The 16,016-nt window shown below is 68.5% G+C and carries 15 protein-coding genes; 11 read left to right on the forward strand and 4 right to left on the reverse strand.

Features of this window, described 5'->3' with window-relative positions:
• The first annotated feature begins 15 nt into the window (after positions 1-15).
• From ACIUM1_RS25190 to ACIUM1_RS25235, 10 genes are all read left to right on the forward strand, one after another.
• The gene (locus tag ACIUM1_RS25190; protein ID WP_406815188.1) at positions 16-1,578 is read left to right on the forward strand and encodes an alpha/beta hydrolase; all 1,563 of its coding nucleotides are present in this window, start codon (positions 16-18) and stop codon (positions 1,576-1,578) included.
• A 142-nt stretch (positions 1,579-1,720) separates the two neighbouring features.
• Positions 1,721-3,289 carry an alpha/beta hydrolase gene (locus ACIUM1_RS25195; RefSeq protein WP_406815189.1) on the forward strand — a complete coding sequence of 523 codons (1,569 nt, stop codon included), beginning with the start codon at positions 1,721-1,723 and terminating at the stop codon, positions 3,287-3,289.
• 271 nt (positions 3,290-3,560) lie between these two features.
• Positions 3,561-3,710 carry a hypothetical protein gene (locus ACIUM1_RS25200; RefSeq protein WP_406815190.1) on the forward strand — a complete coding sequence of 50 codons (150 nt, stop codon included), beginning with the start codon at positions 3,561-3,563 and terminating at the stop codon, positions 3,708-3,710.
• A gap of 149 nt (positions 3,711-3,859) precedes the next feature.
• Positions 3,860-4,276 carry a DUF732 domain-containing protein gene (locus ACIUM1_RS25205; protein WP_406815191.1) on the forward strand — a complete coding sequence of 139 codons (417 nt, stop codon included), beginning with the start codon at positions 3,860-3,862 and terminating at the stop codon, positions 4,274-4,276.
• A 119-nt stretch (positions 4,277-4,395) separates the two neighbouring features.
• A complete protein-coding gene (gene glnA, locus ACIUM1_RS25210; protein ID WP_406815192.1) occupies positions 4,396-5,736 on the forward strand; it encodes a type I glutamate--ammonia ligase in 1,341 nt (446 codons plus the stop codon).
• A 50-nt stretch (positions 5,737-5,786) separates the two neighbouring features.
• On the forward strand, positions 5,787-8,771 hold the full coding sequence (locus ACIUM1_RS25215) for a bifunctional [glutamine synthetase] adenylyltransferase/[glutamine synthetase]-adenylyl-L-tyrosine phosphorylase (protein WP_406815193.1): 2,985 nt from the start codon (positions 5,787-5,789) through the stop codon (positions 8,769-8,771).
• The gene (locus ACIUM1_RS25220; RefSeq protein WP_406815194.1) at positions 8,768-9,412 is read left to right on the forward strand and encodes a PaaI family thioesterase; all 645 of its coding nucleotides are present in this window, start codon (positions 8,768-8,770) and stop codon (positions 9,410-9,412) included. Before ACIUM1_RS25215 ends, ACIUM1_RS25220 begins: the two co-directional genes overlap by 4 nt.
• Positions 9,409-10,269, forward strand: coding sequence for a TIGR03619 family F420-dependent LLM class oxidoreductase (locus tag ACIUM1_RS25225; protein WP_406815195.1), 861 nt, complete (start codon positions 9,409-9,411; stop codon positions 10,267-10,269). Before ACIUM1_RS25220 ends, ACIUM1_RS25225 begins: the two co-directional genes overlap by 4 nt.
• Before the next feature lie 106 nt (positions 10,270-10,375).
• On the forward strand, positions 10,376-10,867 hold the full coding sequence (locus tag ACIUM1_RS25230; protein WP_406815196.1) for a hypothetical protein: 492 nt from the start codon (positions 10,376-10,378) through the stop codon (positions 10,865-10,867).
• 135 nt (positions 10,868-11,002) lie between these two features.
• Positions 11,003-11,287, forward strand: a complete 285-nt coding sequence (locus tag ACIUM1_RS25235) for a hypothetical protein (RefSeq protein ID WP_406815197.1) — start codon at positions 11,003-11,005, stop codon at positions 11,285-11,287.
• A 142-nt stretch (positions 11,288-11,429) separates the two neighbouring features.
• Here the strand turns inward: ACIUM1_RS25235 and glnA (ACIUM1_RS25240) are convergent, their stop codons facing one another.
• Positions 11,430-12,866, reverse strand: a complete 1,437-nt coding sequence (gene glnA / locus ACIUM1_RS25240; RefSeq protein ID WP_406815198.1) for a type I glutamate--ammonia ligase — start codon at positions 12,864-12,866, stop codon at positions 11,430-11,432.
• Between the two features lie 247 nt (positions 12,867-13,113).
• On the opposite strand from glnA (ACIUM1_RS25240), the gene ACIUM1_RS25245 reads away from it, so the two are divergent.
• Complete coding sequence (locus tag ACIUM1_RS25245; protein ID WP_406815199.1) at positions 13,114-13,533, forward strand: RDD family protein; 420 nt, start codon at positions 13,114-13,116, stop codon at positions 13,531-13,533.
• 51 nt (positions 13,534-13,584) lie between these two features.
• Here the strand turns inward: ACIUM1_RS25245 and ACIUM1_RS25250 are convergent, their stop codons facing one another.
• Genes ACIUM1_RS25250 through lipB form a run of 3 tightly spaced genes read right to left on the reverse strand, consistent with a single transcriptional unit; the run spans position 13,585 to position 16,013 of the window.
• A complete protein-coding gene (locus ACIUM1_RS25250; protein WP_406815200.1) occupies positions 13,585-14,337 on the reverse strand; it encodes a DUF4191 domain-containing protein in 753 nt (250 codons plus the stop codon).
• Between the two features lie 57 nt (positions 14,338-14,394).
• Entirely contained in the window at positions 14,395-15,318 is a 924-nt protein-coding gene (gene lipA / locus ACIUM1_RS25255) for a lipoyl synthase (RefSeq protein ID WP_406815201.1), read from the reverse strand.
• Complete coding sequence (gene lipB, locus ACIUM1_RS25260; RefSeq protein WP_406815202.1) at positions 15,315-16,013, reverse strand: lipoyl(octanoyl) transferase LipB; 699 nt, start codon at positions 16,011-16,013, stop codon at positions 15,315-15,317. The genes lipA and lipB overlap by 4 nt, the downstream gene beginning before the upstream one ends.
• Between the last annotated feature and the right edge of the window lie 3 nt (positions 16,014-16,016).

The raw sequence follows: 16,016 nt of genomic DNA on the forward strand, positions 1-16,016 counted from the left end.
CCTCTGGCAGCATAGGTGGGCATGAGCCTGTCTCGTCGCGCCAAGATCGCGCGCACGCTGCTGATCTGGACGTCGATGGCTGCCGTCGCGCTGCTTGCGGCGGGCTGTGTCCGCGTGGTGGTCGGGCGCGCCGTCATGTCGGGGCCGAAGCTGGGCCAGGCCGTCGAATGGACGCCGTGCCGGGCCGCGAACCCGAAGGTCAAACTTCCGGCCGGCGCATTGTGCGGCAAACTGGCCGTCCCGGTCGACTACAACCACCTCGACGGCGACGTGGCAACGCTGGCCATGATTCGTTTCCCCGCGACCGGAGACAAGATCGGCTCGCTGGTGATCAACCCCGGCGGCCCGGGAGAGTCCGGCATCGAAGCGGCATTAGGTGTCGTCCAGTCGTTGCCCAAGAAGGTCCGCGAACGATTCGACCTCGTCGGCTTCGACCCCCGCGGGGTGGGGGCGTCACGCCCGGCGGTCTGGTGCAACTCCGACGCCGACAACGACCGGTTGCGCACGGAGCCCAACGTCGACTACAGCCCGGCGGGGGTGGCCCACATGGAGGACGAAACCAAACAGTTCGTCGGCCGCTGCGTCGACAAGATGGGCAAAGACTTCCTGGCCAATGTCGGGACCGTCAACGTCGCACGCGATCTCGACGCCATTCGCGCGGCGCTCGGTGACGAGAAGCTGACCTACCTCGGCTACTCCTATGGCACCCGTATCGGCTCCGCGTATGCCGAGGCGTTCCCGCACAACGTGCGGGCGATGATTCTCGACGGCGCAGTCGACCCGAACGCCGATCAGATCGAAGCCGACCTGCGCCAGGCCAAGGGATTTCAGGACGCGTTCAACGACTATGCCGCGGACTGCGCGAAGCAACCAACCTGCCCGCTGGGCACCGACCCGGCCAAAGCGGTGGACGTCTACCACAGCCTGGTCGACCCGTTGGTCGACCCGAACAACCCCATGGTCGGCCGGCCGGTCCCGACGAACGACCCACGCGGGCTGGGCTACTCCGACGCGATCATCGGCACCATCATGGCGCTGTACTCGCCGAACCTGTGGCATCACCTGACCGATGGTCTGTCCGAACTCGTCGACCACCACGGCGACACCCTGCTCGCCCTGGCCGACATGTACATGCGCCGCGACTCGCACGGCCACTACAGCAACGCCACCGACGCGCGGGTGGCGGTCAACTGCGTCGACCAGCCGCCGATCACCGACCGCGCCAAGGTGGTTGACGAAGACCGGCGCTCCCGCGAGCTCGCGCCGTTCATGAGCTACGGGCAGTTCACCGGTAACGCCCCACTGGGCACCTGCGCGTTCTGGCCGGTGCCGCCGACCAGCAAGCCGCACACCATTTCCGCGCCCGGCCTGGCGCCCACGGTGGTGGTGTCGACGACCCACGATCCGGCGACCCCGTACAAGGCCGGCGTCGATCTGGCCAACGAGCTGCGCAGCTCGCTGCTCACCTACGACGGCACCCAGCACACCGTGGTCTTCCAGGGCGACGGCTGCATCGACAACTACATCACGGCGTATCTGGTCAGCGGGTCCATCCCGCCCGAGGGCGCCAAGTGCTAGCCCGGCACTCGCGCTGAACCGAACCTGAACTCGCCGCGAAACTTTCGTCGTTTTTTCGAGCCGGTTGCGCGTTGGGTGCAGACGGCAGCCGAGACCAAGGCGTAACCGTTTCGCGCTGTCACGGGTACCCGGGGCTGCAACGATGACAGCCATGTCGCGCCTGAGATCGCTGAGCTCGGCGCTGTTTTCGTTCGTGCTGCTGCTCGGTGGTCCATGCGTCGTCGCGCCGTACGAAGCCGTCGCCACACCGGAACCCGGCGCCGGGCAGACACCGGGCCCGAATCCACCGTCGGCCGCGGTGCCGCAGGGCTGGGGAAGCTGCGGCCAATTCGTCGGTGACACAAGCGATATCCCCGCCGCGCTGTGCACCACCGTGTCGGTGCCGGTCGACTACAACAACCCGGGCGGCGCGCAGGCCCGGCTCGCGGTGATCCGGGTACCCGCGACGGGACAACGGATCGGATCCCTTCTGGTCAACCCCGGCGGTCCCGGCGGCTCGGCGGTCGACATGGTGGCGGCGATGGCCCCGCAACTGGAGAACTCCCCGATCCGGCGCAACTTCGACCTGGTCGGCTTCGACCCCAGGGGAGTCGGTCACTCGACACCCGCCCTGCGCTGCCGCACCGACGCGGAGTTCGACGCGTACCGGCGTGAGCCGATGGTCGACTACAGCCCCGGCGGGGTGGCGCACATCGAGCAGCTCTACCGGCAGCTGGCCCAGCAGTGCGTCAACCGGATGGGCGCGGCGTTTCTGGCGAACGCCGGCACGGCTTCGGTCGCCCGGGACATGGATGCCGTACGCCAAGCGTTGGGCGACGACCAGATCAATTACCTGGGCTACAGCTACGGCACCGAGTTGGGCACCGCCTATCTGGAGAAGTTCAGCAACCACGTGCGCGCGATGGTGCTCGACGGCGCCATCGACCCGACCGTCGACCCGATCGACGAGAACGTCAACCAAATGGCGGGATTCCAAACCGCTTTCAACGACTACGCCACCGACTGCGCCCGCTCGCCGGGCTGCCCGCTGGGCACCGACCCGACCCAATTCGTCAACCGGTACCACGCGCTGGTGAACCCCCTGGCGACCAAACCGGGCCGTACCGCGGACCCACGCGGCCTGAGCTACGCCGACGCGACCACCGGCACCATCAACGCGCTCTACACACCGGCGCACTGGAAGTACCTGACCAGCGGCCTGCTCGGCTTGGCGCGCGGCACCGACGCCGGCGACCTGCTGCTGCTCGCCGACGACTACGAGGGGCGCGACAAGAACGGGCACTACTCCAACGACCAGGATGCGTTCAACGCGATCCGTTGCGTCGACGCGCCGAATCCGACCGACCAGGCCAGCTGGGTGAGCGCCGATCAGCGGATCCGCCAGGCCGCACCCTTCCTCAGCTACGGGCAGTTCACCGGAAACGCTCCCCGCGATTTGTGCGCGCTGTGGCCGGTACCGGCCACGTCGGCGCCGCACGCCGCCCCGTCCATGGCGCCCGGCAAGGTCGTCGTCGTGTCCACCACGCACGACCCGGCCACGCCGTATCAGGCCGGCGTGAACCTGGCCCGCCAGTTGGGCGGCCCGCTGATCACCTACGACGGGACGCAGCACACCGCGGTGTTCAACGGCCACCAATGCGTGGACACCGCCGTCGTCCGCTATCTCGTCGCCGGCGCGCCGCCGCCGGCCGGCTACCGCTGCCAGTCCTGATCAGCACCGGCCCCCGCCCGCGGAGCGATGCGAGTCATAGCTTTTTCACCCGGCTTTGGCTCACGGTGAGAGCTGGACATGGCCCCGCGGTGGAGGCTGGGCCGGAGGCGGCGGTGCAGGCGGTGGTGCAGGCGGTGGTGCGTCCTGTTGCGGTGCGGGTGCTTGTTGCCGCGGCGGGGACTGCGGTTGCTCCGCCCGGGGTGGGGGCGCCGCGACAGGCGGCTCGAGCGGCTTAACCGTTGGTGGTGGCGGGATCTGGGGCGGATCGGGCGTGAGCTCGCCTACCGGAGCCGGCTTGACCAACGCGGTGGACACTATGCCGTGGGCGCTGAATGCGCGAGCCGCCGGCAGCTGTGCAGTGCCGGCCACGATCGGGGGCGTGCTCAGCAACGCGGCGATCACCGCACACGCCGTCACCTGAAGGGGCGCGCCCCGATGCCGCCGTCGCGCGATGCCGCTCAGCTGCGGGTTCGCGCGAAAGCGCTGTGGTGATCGACGACGACGACCGGTTATGATGTCGATCATTGCAGGCGCCAGCTACCTCCGCTGTTACCGCTCGGTATCCAATAGATGAGATCTGCCGAGCAGGTGACACAAAGAAACGAAAATTCCACCGTGCGCGTCCGAATCGCCCGCCTCGCAGAGGCTCTGGTCAACACTTCGATGCTGCTTGCCGCCCCAGTTATCTGCGCCGGCGGCGCGGGGGCCGACCCGAGTCAGGACGCGCAATTCGTGGCGTTGCTCGCCCAGCAACAGATTCCGGCCACCGACAACGTGCCGGGGCTCGTCTATCGAGCCCGTGAGATTTGTGGCGAACTCGATCACGGGTCCTCGGTCCAGGACGCCGTGAACGAGGAAATGAACAGGGCGTACACGGAAAATCCGTCCTTACGCATAGTTTCTGATCGCGTCACCCGCACCGCCGTCAAATTCGTCACCGCATCGGTGGACGTCTACTGTCCGGGCCATCAAGGCGAGCTTCCGTAGCGCCCAACCGCATTCGGGGTGCCGACTGCCAGTCCTGACCAGCGCCCGGCAAGCTTCGCAACGCTTCTGAGCGGGCATCGGTAACACAGCGTTAACAGCCGTTGCCTACTGTTCGGATTATGGATCGACAGAAGGAATTCGTCCTCCGCACGCTCGAGGAACGAGACATCCGCTTCGTTCGGCTGTGGTTTACCGATGTGCTCGGTTTCCTCAAGTCGGTCGCCATCGCCCCAGCCGAGCTCGAGGGCGCCTTCGAGGAGGGCATCGGCTTCGACGGCTCCTCGATCGAGGGCTTCTCGCGGGTCTCCGAATCCGACACCGTGGCCAACCCCGACCCGTCCACCTTTCAGGTGCTGCCGTGGGCCTCTGCCAACGGCCACCACCACTCGGCGCGGATGTTCTGCGACATCACCATGCCGGACGGATCGCCGTCGTGGGCGGACCCGCGGCACGTGCTGCGCCGCCAGCTGCAGAAGGCCAACGACCTGGGCTTCTCCTGCTACGTGCACCCCGAGATCGAATTCTTCCTGCTCAAGCCGGGTCCGGACGACGGGACGCCGCCGGTCCCCGTCGACAACGCCGGCTACTTCGACCAGGCCGTGCACGACTCCGCCTCGAACTTCCGCCGCCACGCGATCGAAGCCCTCGAATTCATGGGCATCTCGGTGGAGTTCAGCCACCACGAGGGCGCGCCCGGCCAGCAGGAGATCGACCTGCGCTTCGCCGACGCGCTGTCGATGGCCGACAACGTGATGACGTTCCGCTACGTCATCAAGGAGGTCGCAATCGACAACGGCGCTCGCGCGACCTTCATGCCCAAGCCGTTCGGGCAGCACCCCGGCTCCGCGATGCACACCCACATGAGCCTGTTCGAGGGCGACGTCAACGCGTTCCACAGCCCCGACGACCCGCTGCAGCTCTCCGATGTGGGCAAGTCCTTCATCGCCGGGATCCTCGAGCACGCCTCGGAGATCAGCGCCGTCACCAATCAATGGGTGAACTCCTACAAGCGACTGGTCGGCGGCGGCGAGGCGCCCACCGCGGCGTCGTGGGGTGCGGCCAACCGGTCCGCGCTGGTGCGGGTGCCCATGTACACGCCGCACAAGACGTCGTCACGTCGGGTGGAGGTCCGCAGCCCCGACTCGGCATGCAACCCGTACCTGACCTTCGCGGTGCTGCTGGCCGCCGGGCTGCGCGGGGTGGAGAAGGGCTACGTGCTGGGGCCGCAGGCCGAGGACAACGTGTGGGACCTGACCGCCGAGGAACGCATCGCGATGGGATATCGCGAGCTGCCGACCAGCCTGGACAGCGCGCTTCGCGCCATGGAGGCCTCCGAGCTGGTCGCGGAAACCCTGGGGGAGCACGTCTTTGACTTCTTCCTGCGCAACAAGCGCACGGAGTGGGCCAACTACCGCAGCCACGTCACCCCCTACGAGCTGAGCACCTACCTGTCGCTGTAGCCAGTATCGAGCGCCGATCGGGCTGAAGAGCGGCGGCTTGCGCTACGGTCGTGGTCGTGACCAAACCCGCCACGCAGCGCCCCAGGCTGCCCAGCGTCGGCCGGCTCGGGTTGGTCGATCCGCAAGCGGCCGAACGCATGGCGCAACTGGGTTGGTACGAGCACGACGACCAGGCCCACGTCGACCTGCTCTGGTCGCTGTCGCGCGCGGCGGATCCCGACGCCGCGCTGCTCGCCCTGGTCCGGCTGTCGGAGAATCCCGACGCCGAGTGGGATCAACTCAACGCCGCCCTGCTCGCCGAACGCCCGCTGCGCGGCCGGCTGTTCGGTGTGCTCGGCTCGTCGCTGGCCCTGGGCGATCACCTGATCGCCCAGCCGGAGTCCTGGAAACTCTTGCGCGGCAACGTAAAACTGCCCACCCGCGACGAGCTGTGCGACATGTTCGCCCGATGCGTCGACGAGGCGCTGGCGGCGCCGGGCTCGGCCATGGTGCGACTTCGCACCCTGTACCGCGACCGGCTGCTGGTGCTGGCGGCGCTGGATCTGGCCGCGACCGTGGAGGACGAACCGGTGGTGCCGTTCCCCGTGGTGGGGGCCCACCTGTCGGACCTGGCCGACGCCGCACTGGCCGCCGCGCTGCGGGTGGCCGAGAAGACCGTCTGCGGCGACCGGACGCCGCCGCGGCTGGCGGTCATCGCGATGGGCAAATGTGGTGCGCGCGAACTGAACTACGTCAGCGACGTCGACGTGATCTTCGTCGGCGAGCAGGCCGACACGGTCACCACCCGGGTGGCCAGCGAGATGATGCGGCTGGCCTCCGAGGCCTTCTTTCAGGTCGATGCCGGCCTGCGGCCGGAGGGACGCAGCGGCGAACTGGTCCGCACCGTCGAGTCGCACATCGCCTACTACCAGCGTTGGGCGAAGACGTGGGAGTTCCAGGCGCTGCTCAAAGCCCGTGCGGCGGTGGGTGACGCGGAACTCGGGCAGCGCTACCTGGACGCGCTGATGCCGATGGTCTGGGTCGCCTGCGAGCGTGAAGACTTCGTGGTCGAGGTCCAGGCCATGCGCCGCCGGGTCGAGCAGCTGGTGCCCGCCGAGGTCCGCGGCCGCGAGATCAAGCTCGGCAGCGGCGGATTGCGCGACGTGGAATTCGCCGTGCAGCTCCTGCAGCTGGTGCACGGCCGCGGCGACGACTCGCTGCACGTGGCGTCGACGGTGGACGCGCTGGCCGCGCTGGGCCAGGGCGGCTACATCGGCCGCGAGGACGCGGCCAACCTCACCGCCTCCTACGAGTTCCTCCGGCTGCTCGAGCACCGGCTGCAGTTGCAGCGGCTCAAGCGCACCCACATGCTGCCCGAGGCCGACGACGAGGAGGCGGTGCGCTGGCTGGCGCGGGCCGCCCACATCCGGCCGGACGGACGCCACGACGCGGCCGGGGTGCTGCGCGAGGAGCTGCGGCACCAAAACCTGCGGGTGTCCCAGCTGCACGCCAAACTCTTCTATCAGCCGCTGCTGGAATCGATCGGCCCCCCCGGGCTGGAGATGACCCGCGGCATGACCTCCGAAGCCGCCGAACGGCAGCTCGCGGCGTTGGGCTACGAGGGTCCGCAGACCGCGCTGAAGCACATGTCGGCCCTGGTCAACCAGAGTGGCCGGCGCGGCCGGGTGCAGTCGGTGCTGCTGCCCAGGCTGCTGAACTGGATGTCGTACACGCCGGACCCTGACGGTGGTCTGCTGGCCTACCGCCGGCTGTCCGAGGCGCTGGCCGGGGAAAGCTGGTACCTGTCCACGCTGCGTGACAAGCCCGCGGTGGCCCGTCGGCTCATGCATGTGCTGGGCACCTCGGCGTACGTGCCGGACCTGCTGATGCGCGCGCCGCGGGTGATTCAGGACTACGGCGACGGGCCGTCCGGCCCCAAATTACTCACCATCGAACCCGCCGCGGTGGCCCGCGCGCTGGTCGCGGCGGCCGGCCGTCACTCCGACCCGGTGCGGGCGATCGCCGCTGCGCGCACGTTGCGGCGTCGTGAGCTGGCCCGCATCGCGTCCGCCGACCTGCTCGGCATGCTCGAGGTCACCGAGGTCTGCGCGGCGCTGACCTCGGTGTGGGTGGCGGTGCTGCAGGCCTCGCTGGACGCGATGATCCGGGTCAACCTGCCCGAGAACGGCAAGGCGCCGGCGGCCATCTCCGTTATCGGCATGGGCCGGCTGGGCGGTGCGGAGCTGGGCTACGGGTCCGACGCCGACGTGATGTTCGTCTGCGAACCGGCGCCCGGCGTCGAGGATTCCGCGGCGGTGCGGTGGGCGACGGGCGTCGCCGAGCAGGTGCGGGCCCTGCTGGGCACGCCCAGCGTCGACCCGCCGCTGGAAGTTGACGCCAATCTGCGGCCGGAGGGCCGTCAGGGTCCACTGGTGCGCACCCTGGCGTCCTACGCCGCCTATTACGAGCAGTGGGCGCAGCCGTGGGAAATCCAGGCGCTGCTGCGTGCGCACTCGGTTGCCGGCGACGCGGAGCTGGGGCAGCGGTTCCTGCTGATGGCCGACAAGACGCGGTATCCACCCGGCGGGGTGTCCAGTGAGGCGATGCAGGAGATCCGGCGGATCAAGGCCCGCGTCGATTCCGAGCGGTTGCCGCGCGGTGCCGATCCCAACACGCACACCAAGCTGGGCCGTGGGGGACTGGCCGACATCGAATGGACCGTGCAGCTGCTGCAACTGCGGCACGCCCACGAGATTCCGGCGCTGCACAACACGTCGACGCTGCAGTGTCTGGACGCGATCGCCGCGGCCGGTTTAATGCCCGCCGACGAGGTGGAGCTGTTACGGCAGGCCTGGCTGACCGCCACCCGGGCCCGCAACGCGCTGGTGCTGGTCCGCGGTAAGCCCACCGATCAGCTGCCCGGGCCGGGGCGCCAGCTCAACGCGGTCGCCGTGGCCGCGGGCTGGCCGACCGATGAGGGCGGGGAGTTCTTGGACAACTATTTACGGGTGACGCGACGCGCAAAAGCCGTCGTGCGCAAGGTGTTTGGAAGTTGAGTCAGGAGGCCGGCGCGTTGGACGCCATTTTCGAGGTGCTCAGCGCGGCGGAGGCCGATCGGGTGACCGCGCTGTACGCTCCGCTGGCCGATGCGGTCCGCGAGCTCGTCGACGCCACCGTCCGGACCCAGGCCGACGATGACGTCGTCGCCGGAGCCACGCGGGCGATCGAGGCCGTCACCGCGTCGTTGCGGCAACGCACCCGCCCGATCGGGGTGAGCTACCGCGTCGACGGCCGCCCGCTGCCGCTGGGCAACGCCGCGATCGGTGTGTGCAACCCCATCGCGCCGCCGATCGTCGTGCACCACGAGAGCGACGGGCGCTGCTGGAGCGAGTTCATCCTCGGCTCGGCCTACGAGGGTCCGCCCAAACTGGTGCACGGCGGCGTCAGCGCGCTGGTGCTCGACCACATGCTCGGCGAGGCGGCCAGCGAGGGGCTGTCCAAGGCGCGGTTCACCGGCACCATCACCGTGAAATATCTGCGCGGCACCCCGCTGGGCCCGCTTCGCTGTGAGGCCTGGGTCGACGGCAAGGAGGGGCGCAAAGTCTTTGCGCGCGGCACGATTTCGGATGCCGAGGGCGTCACTGTCGAGGCCGACGGCGTCTTCATCGAGCCGGCCTGGGCGCAGGAGACGCAGTGAAGTTCTACATCAGCAGCGCTTTCCTGAATACCCGCGAGATCATCGAGCTCGCCAAAGCGGCCGACGAGCTCGGCTACGACGGGATCGGCATCCCCGACCACGTCGTCAATCTGGAGACCCTGAACACCCCGTACCCGTACACCAGGGACGGCGAACGGCGCTGGCAGCCGTTCACCGACTGGCCCGATCCCTGGGTGCTCGTCGGCGCGCTGGCCCAGGTCACCACGCGGTTGCGGTTCGTCAACACCGTCTACATCCCCGCGATGCGAAACCCGTACTCGGCGGCCAAAGCGATCGGCACCGCGGCGGTGCTGGCGTCCGGCCGGGTGGAGCTGGGCATCGGCGTGGGTTGGTGCCGCGAGGAATTCGCTTTGATGGGTGAACGATTCGAGGGGCGCGGCAAGCGGACCGACGAGATCATCGAGCTGATGCGGGCGCTGTGGTCGCCGGGCTGGACGCAGTTCGAGGGCGAGTTCTATCAAGCGCCGCGGCTGGAGATGCAACCCACTCCGCCGCCGATACCGGTGTATGTCGGCGGCCTGTCCGATATCGCGCTGCGCCGCGCCGCCCGCAACGACGGCTGGATCGGCGATTTGATCAAGACCGAGCGGGCCATCGACGCGGTCGGGCGGCTACGCCAGATGCGCGCCGAAAACGGTTTGGGCATGCACGATTTCACCATTCTGACACCGCTGACCGATGCGTTCACCACCGCCGATTATCGGCGCGCCGAGGACGCCGGCATCACCGGCATCATCACCATGCCGTGGATGTTCTACGCCGGGCCCGACGCCAGCCTGGACGACAAGATCGACGGCATGCAACGCTTCCGCAAAGACCTCGCGCTCGACGGCTGACGACACCTAATTCGACGCCCGCCGGCACCTAATCGGCGCCCAAGGCACGCTCGCGCGGCCGACCATCACCTATGTTTCGGGGATCCTCACCCCGAACGGAGTGGACATGCGCCCCACTGTTTGCGCTGCGGCGGCCACCATCGCAGTGGTGACGGCGGGGTGCGGTGGTTCACCGTATGCGGGCTTCGCGACCACCACGCGCGGGCCACACGCCACGACGGTCACCAGCCTCGCCTCGCGCTCGACCGCGACCGCCGCCGTCGCGTATTTGCGGTCGCTGATCCCGACGCCGGTGACCACCAGAACCGACGGCCCCGATGCCCTTCGCGACGGCGGCATTCATGTGCACTTCTTCGTCAACGGGTCCCCGACCGACGTGATGCGCGCCTACAAGACCGCGCTGTTGAGCATGAACTGGACGCTGATCGTCGATAGCGCCGATGCCGGACCGGGCGGCGGCGGGGCCACGTATACCGCGAGGAATGGCAACGCTTTCGGGGCCTTCACCGGCGGGGGCTACTTCGGCGGCACAACGGACATCGACGCGTGCGCGTGGCCGTCAGCGCCCGCCGACCAGGACTGCGCGCGCCGCGGATAACAGCCGAGGCGGCAAAATGCGAAACCACCCGCGCGGCAATCTCCACGCGGGTGGTTTCGTCAGCCGGCCCTCGCCATACAAGTGGAGTAGCGCACTACTCACGCCCGCGCGCGGAATCGCGGCGACGATCTAGCCATGAAACCCAACCTTGCACCGCCGACCAGCGCCACCATGGTCGACGAATGGGACACCGCCGGGGCGGCCTTCCGGGTGTTCGACGGCCCGGAGTGGAGCATCAACTACCCCGGCCAGGGGTCACCGACCGATATCGTGGTCTCCGTCGTCGGGCGGCAATACGTTGACGGGCGCGCCGAGTGCCAGGTCGTCATCGACTGTCCCGATACCCCGATCATCGCGCCGGCCGAAGCTCGCAAGCTGGGCAGGGCGTTGCTCGCCGCAGCAGACGCCGCTGACGGATGACGTTGCGCAGCAAGGGCGGACGTCGATGAGTCCACCCGCCCGGCGATCGGTGCTGTGATCGCCGAGCGGGTGGATTTCACCGGATCTACTGCCGACGCGGTGACCAGATCAGGCGCGTCCCGGCAGGTTTGCGCCGGCTGGCCTACACGTCGTAGTACAGCGCGAATTCGTAAGGGTGCGGCCGGATTTGGACCGGCAGGATCTCGTTTTCCCGCTTGAAGCTGATCCACGTCTCGATGAGGTCGGGCGTGAACACGCCACCCTCGGTGAGGTATTCGTGGTCTTCTTCCAGCCGGTCGATCACCGCGGACAGCTGCGTGGGAGCCTGCGGAATGTTGGCGGCCTCCTCGGGCGGCAGCTCGTAGAGGTCCTTGTCGACCGGCGCCTGCGGCTCGATCTTGTTCTTGATTCCGTCCAGGCCGGCCATCAGCATGGCCGAGAACGCCAGGTACGGGTTGCCCGACGAGTCGGGGCAACGGAATTCGAGCCGCTTGGCCTTGGGGTTGGTCCCGGTGATCGGGATGCGGACACACGCCGACCGGTTGCGCTGGCTGTAGACCAGGTTGATCGGGGCCTCGTAGCCGGGCACCAGACGCTTGTAGGAGTTCACCGTGGGGTTGGTGAACGCCAGCAGCGACGGCGCGTGGTGCAGCAGGCCGCCGATGTAGTGGCGGGCGGTGTCCGACAGGCCGGCGTAGCCGGTCTCGTCGTACATCAGCGGGCTGCCGTCCTTCCACAGCGACTGGTGGGTGTGCATGCCGGAGCCGTTGTCACCGAACAGCGGCTTGGGCATGAACGTGACGGTCTTGCCGTGCTGCCAGGCCGTGTTCTTGACGATGTACTTGTACAGCATCATGTCGTCGGCCGCGTGCAGCAGCGTGTTGAACTTGTAGTTGATCTCGGCCTGACCGCCGGTGCCCACCTCGTGGTGGCCCTTCTCCAGGCTGAAGCCGGCCGTGATCAGGTTGGACAGCATCTTGTCGCGCAGGTCGACGTAGTGGTCGACCGGGGCGACGGGGAAGTAGCCACCCTTGGGGCGCACCTTGTAGCCGCGGTTCGGGCTGCCGTCGAGTTCGTTCGGCGAACCGGTGTTCCACCAACCCGCGATCGCGTCGATCTCGTAGAACGAGCCGTTGGTGCGCGAGTCGAAGCTCACCGAGTCGAAGATGTAGAACTCGGCCTCGGCGCCGAAGTAGGCGGTGTCCGCCACGCCCGTGCTGATCAGGTAGTTCTCGGCCTTACGGGCGATGTTCCGCGGGTCGCGCGAGTACGGCTCCAGGGTGAACGGGTCGTGCACGAAGAAGTTGAGGTTCAGCGTCTTCGCCTCGCGGAACAGGTCGATCTGCGCGGTCGCGGGATCGGGGAGGAGCAGCATGTCGGATTCGTGAATGGACTGGAATCCGCGAATCGACGAGCCGTCGAAGGCCAGGCCTTCCTCAAAAACGCTCTCGTCGAAGAACGAAATCGGAATTGTGAAGTGCTGCATGATGCCGGGCAGGTCACAGAACCGGACGTCGACAAATTCGACGTTTTCGTCCTTGGCGAGTTTGAAGACGTCGTCGGGCGTCGTTTCCGTCACAGAATGCTCCTTTACTTGGTGAGATCCGCGGCCTGACGCTATGGAGCAGATGTTGCCCGTCAGTCAACCCGATGTTGCGCGCACGTTACGTGACCATGCCACACGCTAAAAGTGGCCGCGTCGGCGGCGGGTTCTATTGTGGGGCCATGGATCGCAAGATCGTATCTTTTCCAGACATCCGGCGCATCGTGTGCCCTTATCATCGGGCCGTTTCCGCGGCGTATTCGGACTCCGGTCCGCGCCGGTGATGGCGGAATCGCGATCCGCATACCCCGGCGAAAAGCTGGGCTTTCCAGAAAGCGGGCCGGGGTCGCTGGCGCCGATGGGGCGCCGGCTGGGCGCGCTGATGATCGACTGGCTGATCTCCTACGGACTGGCCGGGCTGGCCATGCGCTTCGGCCTGTTCGCCCAGCCGGTGCTGGCCACCGCCGTCCTGGTGGTCTGGTTCATGCTGGGCGTAGCCTTTTTGCGGTTGTTCGGGTTCACGCCCGGCCAGCTGGCACTGCGCCTACAGGTGGTGACCGTGGACGACCGCGGGTCGGTCGGCCTGGGCCGGGCCGTGGTGCGCGGCGTGCTGGTCGGAATGGTTGTCCCCGCGCTGTTCACCGATTGGGACGGCCGCGGAATGCAGGATCGGGTGACCGCGACGGCCGTGGTGCGCCGCTGACCCGAGGGCGGCGACCCGCCGCGCCCGGCTTCGCCGCGCTTGCGATCGCCGCTATCTGCGGCGGACGGTGCGCTGCACACCGCGCATCTTGCCCGCATTGGGCAGCGGCCCCTTAGGCATGACGGCCGCGCCGGCCCGCGAGCCGAGCGCGGCCAACCGCGACTCCAGCGTGTCCATCTGCTTGACGGTGATGTTGGCCGGCAGCCGGGTCAGGTGGCGCTCCAGCTTGGCCAGCGAAACCTCGTCCTCGCCGTTGCCGACGATGATGTCGTAGATCGGCACGTCCCCGATCAGGCGGGCGGTGCGCTTCTTCTCCTGCGCCAGCAGCGGGCGCACCCGGGTCGCCGCTCCCTCGCCGACCAGGATGACGCCAGGGCGGCCGATCACGCGGTGCACGGCGTCGAAGTGGCCGGTCGCGGCCACCCCCGGGGTCACGCGCCACTTGCCGCGGAGGTTGTCCAAAACCCATGCGGCGGCGCCGGTCTGGCCTTCGGCCTTGCGGTAGACCGACTTCTGGGCGCGGCGGCCGAACACGATGAAGGCGACCAGCCCGCCCAGCACGATGCCGAACGGGATCAGGGTGATCATCGTCAGCCCGCCCGCCCAGATCCCGACCCCCACCGAGATGCCCACGATCAGCATGAAGGCGCCGATCATGTATGGCAGCAGGCGCTTGTCCTCCTGGCGCTGCATGTTGAACGCCTGCCACAACTGGGTGCGGCGCTCCCGCGCGGCGGCCTTGCGGGCGGCCTGCGCCTGCGCTCGGGCGGCCTTGTTCTCAGCGGCGGTGCGGGATTTAGCCATAGTCAAAGGATACGTAGGGCCGCGACTGGCAAGCGCTGCCACCGTGCCCCGGCTTGGTCAGGCGCGGCTGCGGGCGGCCTGCTGGTAGAGCCGGCCCGCGCGATAGGACGAGCGCACCAGCGGTCCGGCCAGCACCCCGGCGAAGCCCAGCTCTTCGGCGTGCTGCGCGAACTCGACGAATTCCTCCGGCTTCACCCAGCGCTCGACGGGGTGATGACGCGCCGACGGGCGCAGGTACTGGGTGATGGTGATGATGTCGCAGCCGGCGCCGCGCAGGTCGGCCAGGGCGGTGCGCACCTCGTCGGGCGTCTCGCCCAGGCCGAGGATGAGGTTGCTCTTGGTGACCAGGTGGGCGTCGCGGGCCGCCGTCAGCACGTCGAGGCTGCGCCGGTAGGTGAACGCGGGCCGGATCCGCTTGAAGATACGCGGCACGGTTTCGACGTTGTGCGCCAATACTTCCGGGCGTGACTCGAACACCTCGGCCAGCCGGCCGGGCTCGCCGTTGAAGTCGGGGATCAACAGCTCGACGCCGGTCGACGGGTTGAGCTCCTTGATAGCGCGCACCGTTTCGGCGTACAGCCAGGCGCCGCCGTCGGGGAGGTCGTCGCGGGCCACCCCGGTGACCGTGGCGTAGCGCAGTCCCATCGTGCGCACGCTGTCGGCGACCCGCCGCGGCTCGTCGCGGTCCAGTTCGGCGGGCTTGCCGGTGTCGATCTGGCAGAAGTCACAGCGGCGGGTGCACTGGTCGCCGCCGATCAGGAAGGTGGCCTCGCGGTCCTCCCAGCATTCGAAGATGTTGGGGCAGCCGGCCTCCTCGCACACCGTGTGCAGCCCCTCACGCCGGACCAGGCTCTTGAGCTGGGTGTACTCGGGGCCCATCCGGGCCCGCACCCTGATCCACGGCGGTTTGCGCTCGATCGGGGTCTCGGCGTTGCGCACTTCCAGGCGCAGCAGTTTGCGTCCTTCCGGTGCGACAGTCACATCGCTGATGCTACGCGGGCGGCCGGGTGATCCTGCACCGGCAGCACCCCGTCCAGGGCGTCGCAGACGGCGTCACCGACTGCCGTCTGGACGTCCTCGACCGACACCGGGCGAAGCAGCTCGGCCGACAGCGAGGTCACCCCGGCGTCGCGGATGCCGCACGGCACAATGGGGCGGAAGGCGTCCAGATCGCAGTCGCAGTTGAGGGCGAACCCGTGCAGGGTGGTGGCCCGCGACACCCGGACCCCGATGGCGGCCACCTTGCGGTCTGGCCGGTCCTCGTTGCCCGGCACCCACACCCCGGAGCGGCCCGGCACCCGGACCCCGTCCACGCCCAGGTCGGCGCAGACCTTGATCAGCGCCTCTTCCAGGCGCCGCACGTAGTTGACCACGTCGAGCGGTTCGGCCAGACCGATGATCGGATAACCCACCAGCTGGCCGGGGCCGTGCCAGGTGATCTTGCCGCCACGGTCGGTGTCGATGACCGGCGTGCCGTCCGCCGGCCGTTCGTGCGGCTCGGTGCGCCGGCCCGCGGTGTAGACCGGGGGATGCTGCAGCAGCAGCAGCGTGTCGCTGCCGCCGGCCACCCGGGCGTCGGCCAGCTCGCGCTGCTGCTGCCAGGCCACGCGGTAGTCGACGGTCCCGAGCCGGCGGACGTCGATCAGGGCCTGGCTGGACCGGATGGAATCGATCACGGT

Origin of the sequence: Mycobacterium sp. M23085 (assembly GCF_045343915.1) — a bacterium.
Taxonomy (GTDB): Bacteria; Actinomycetota; Actinomycetes; order Mycobacteriales; family Mycobacteriaceae; genus Mycobacterium.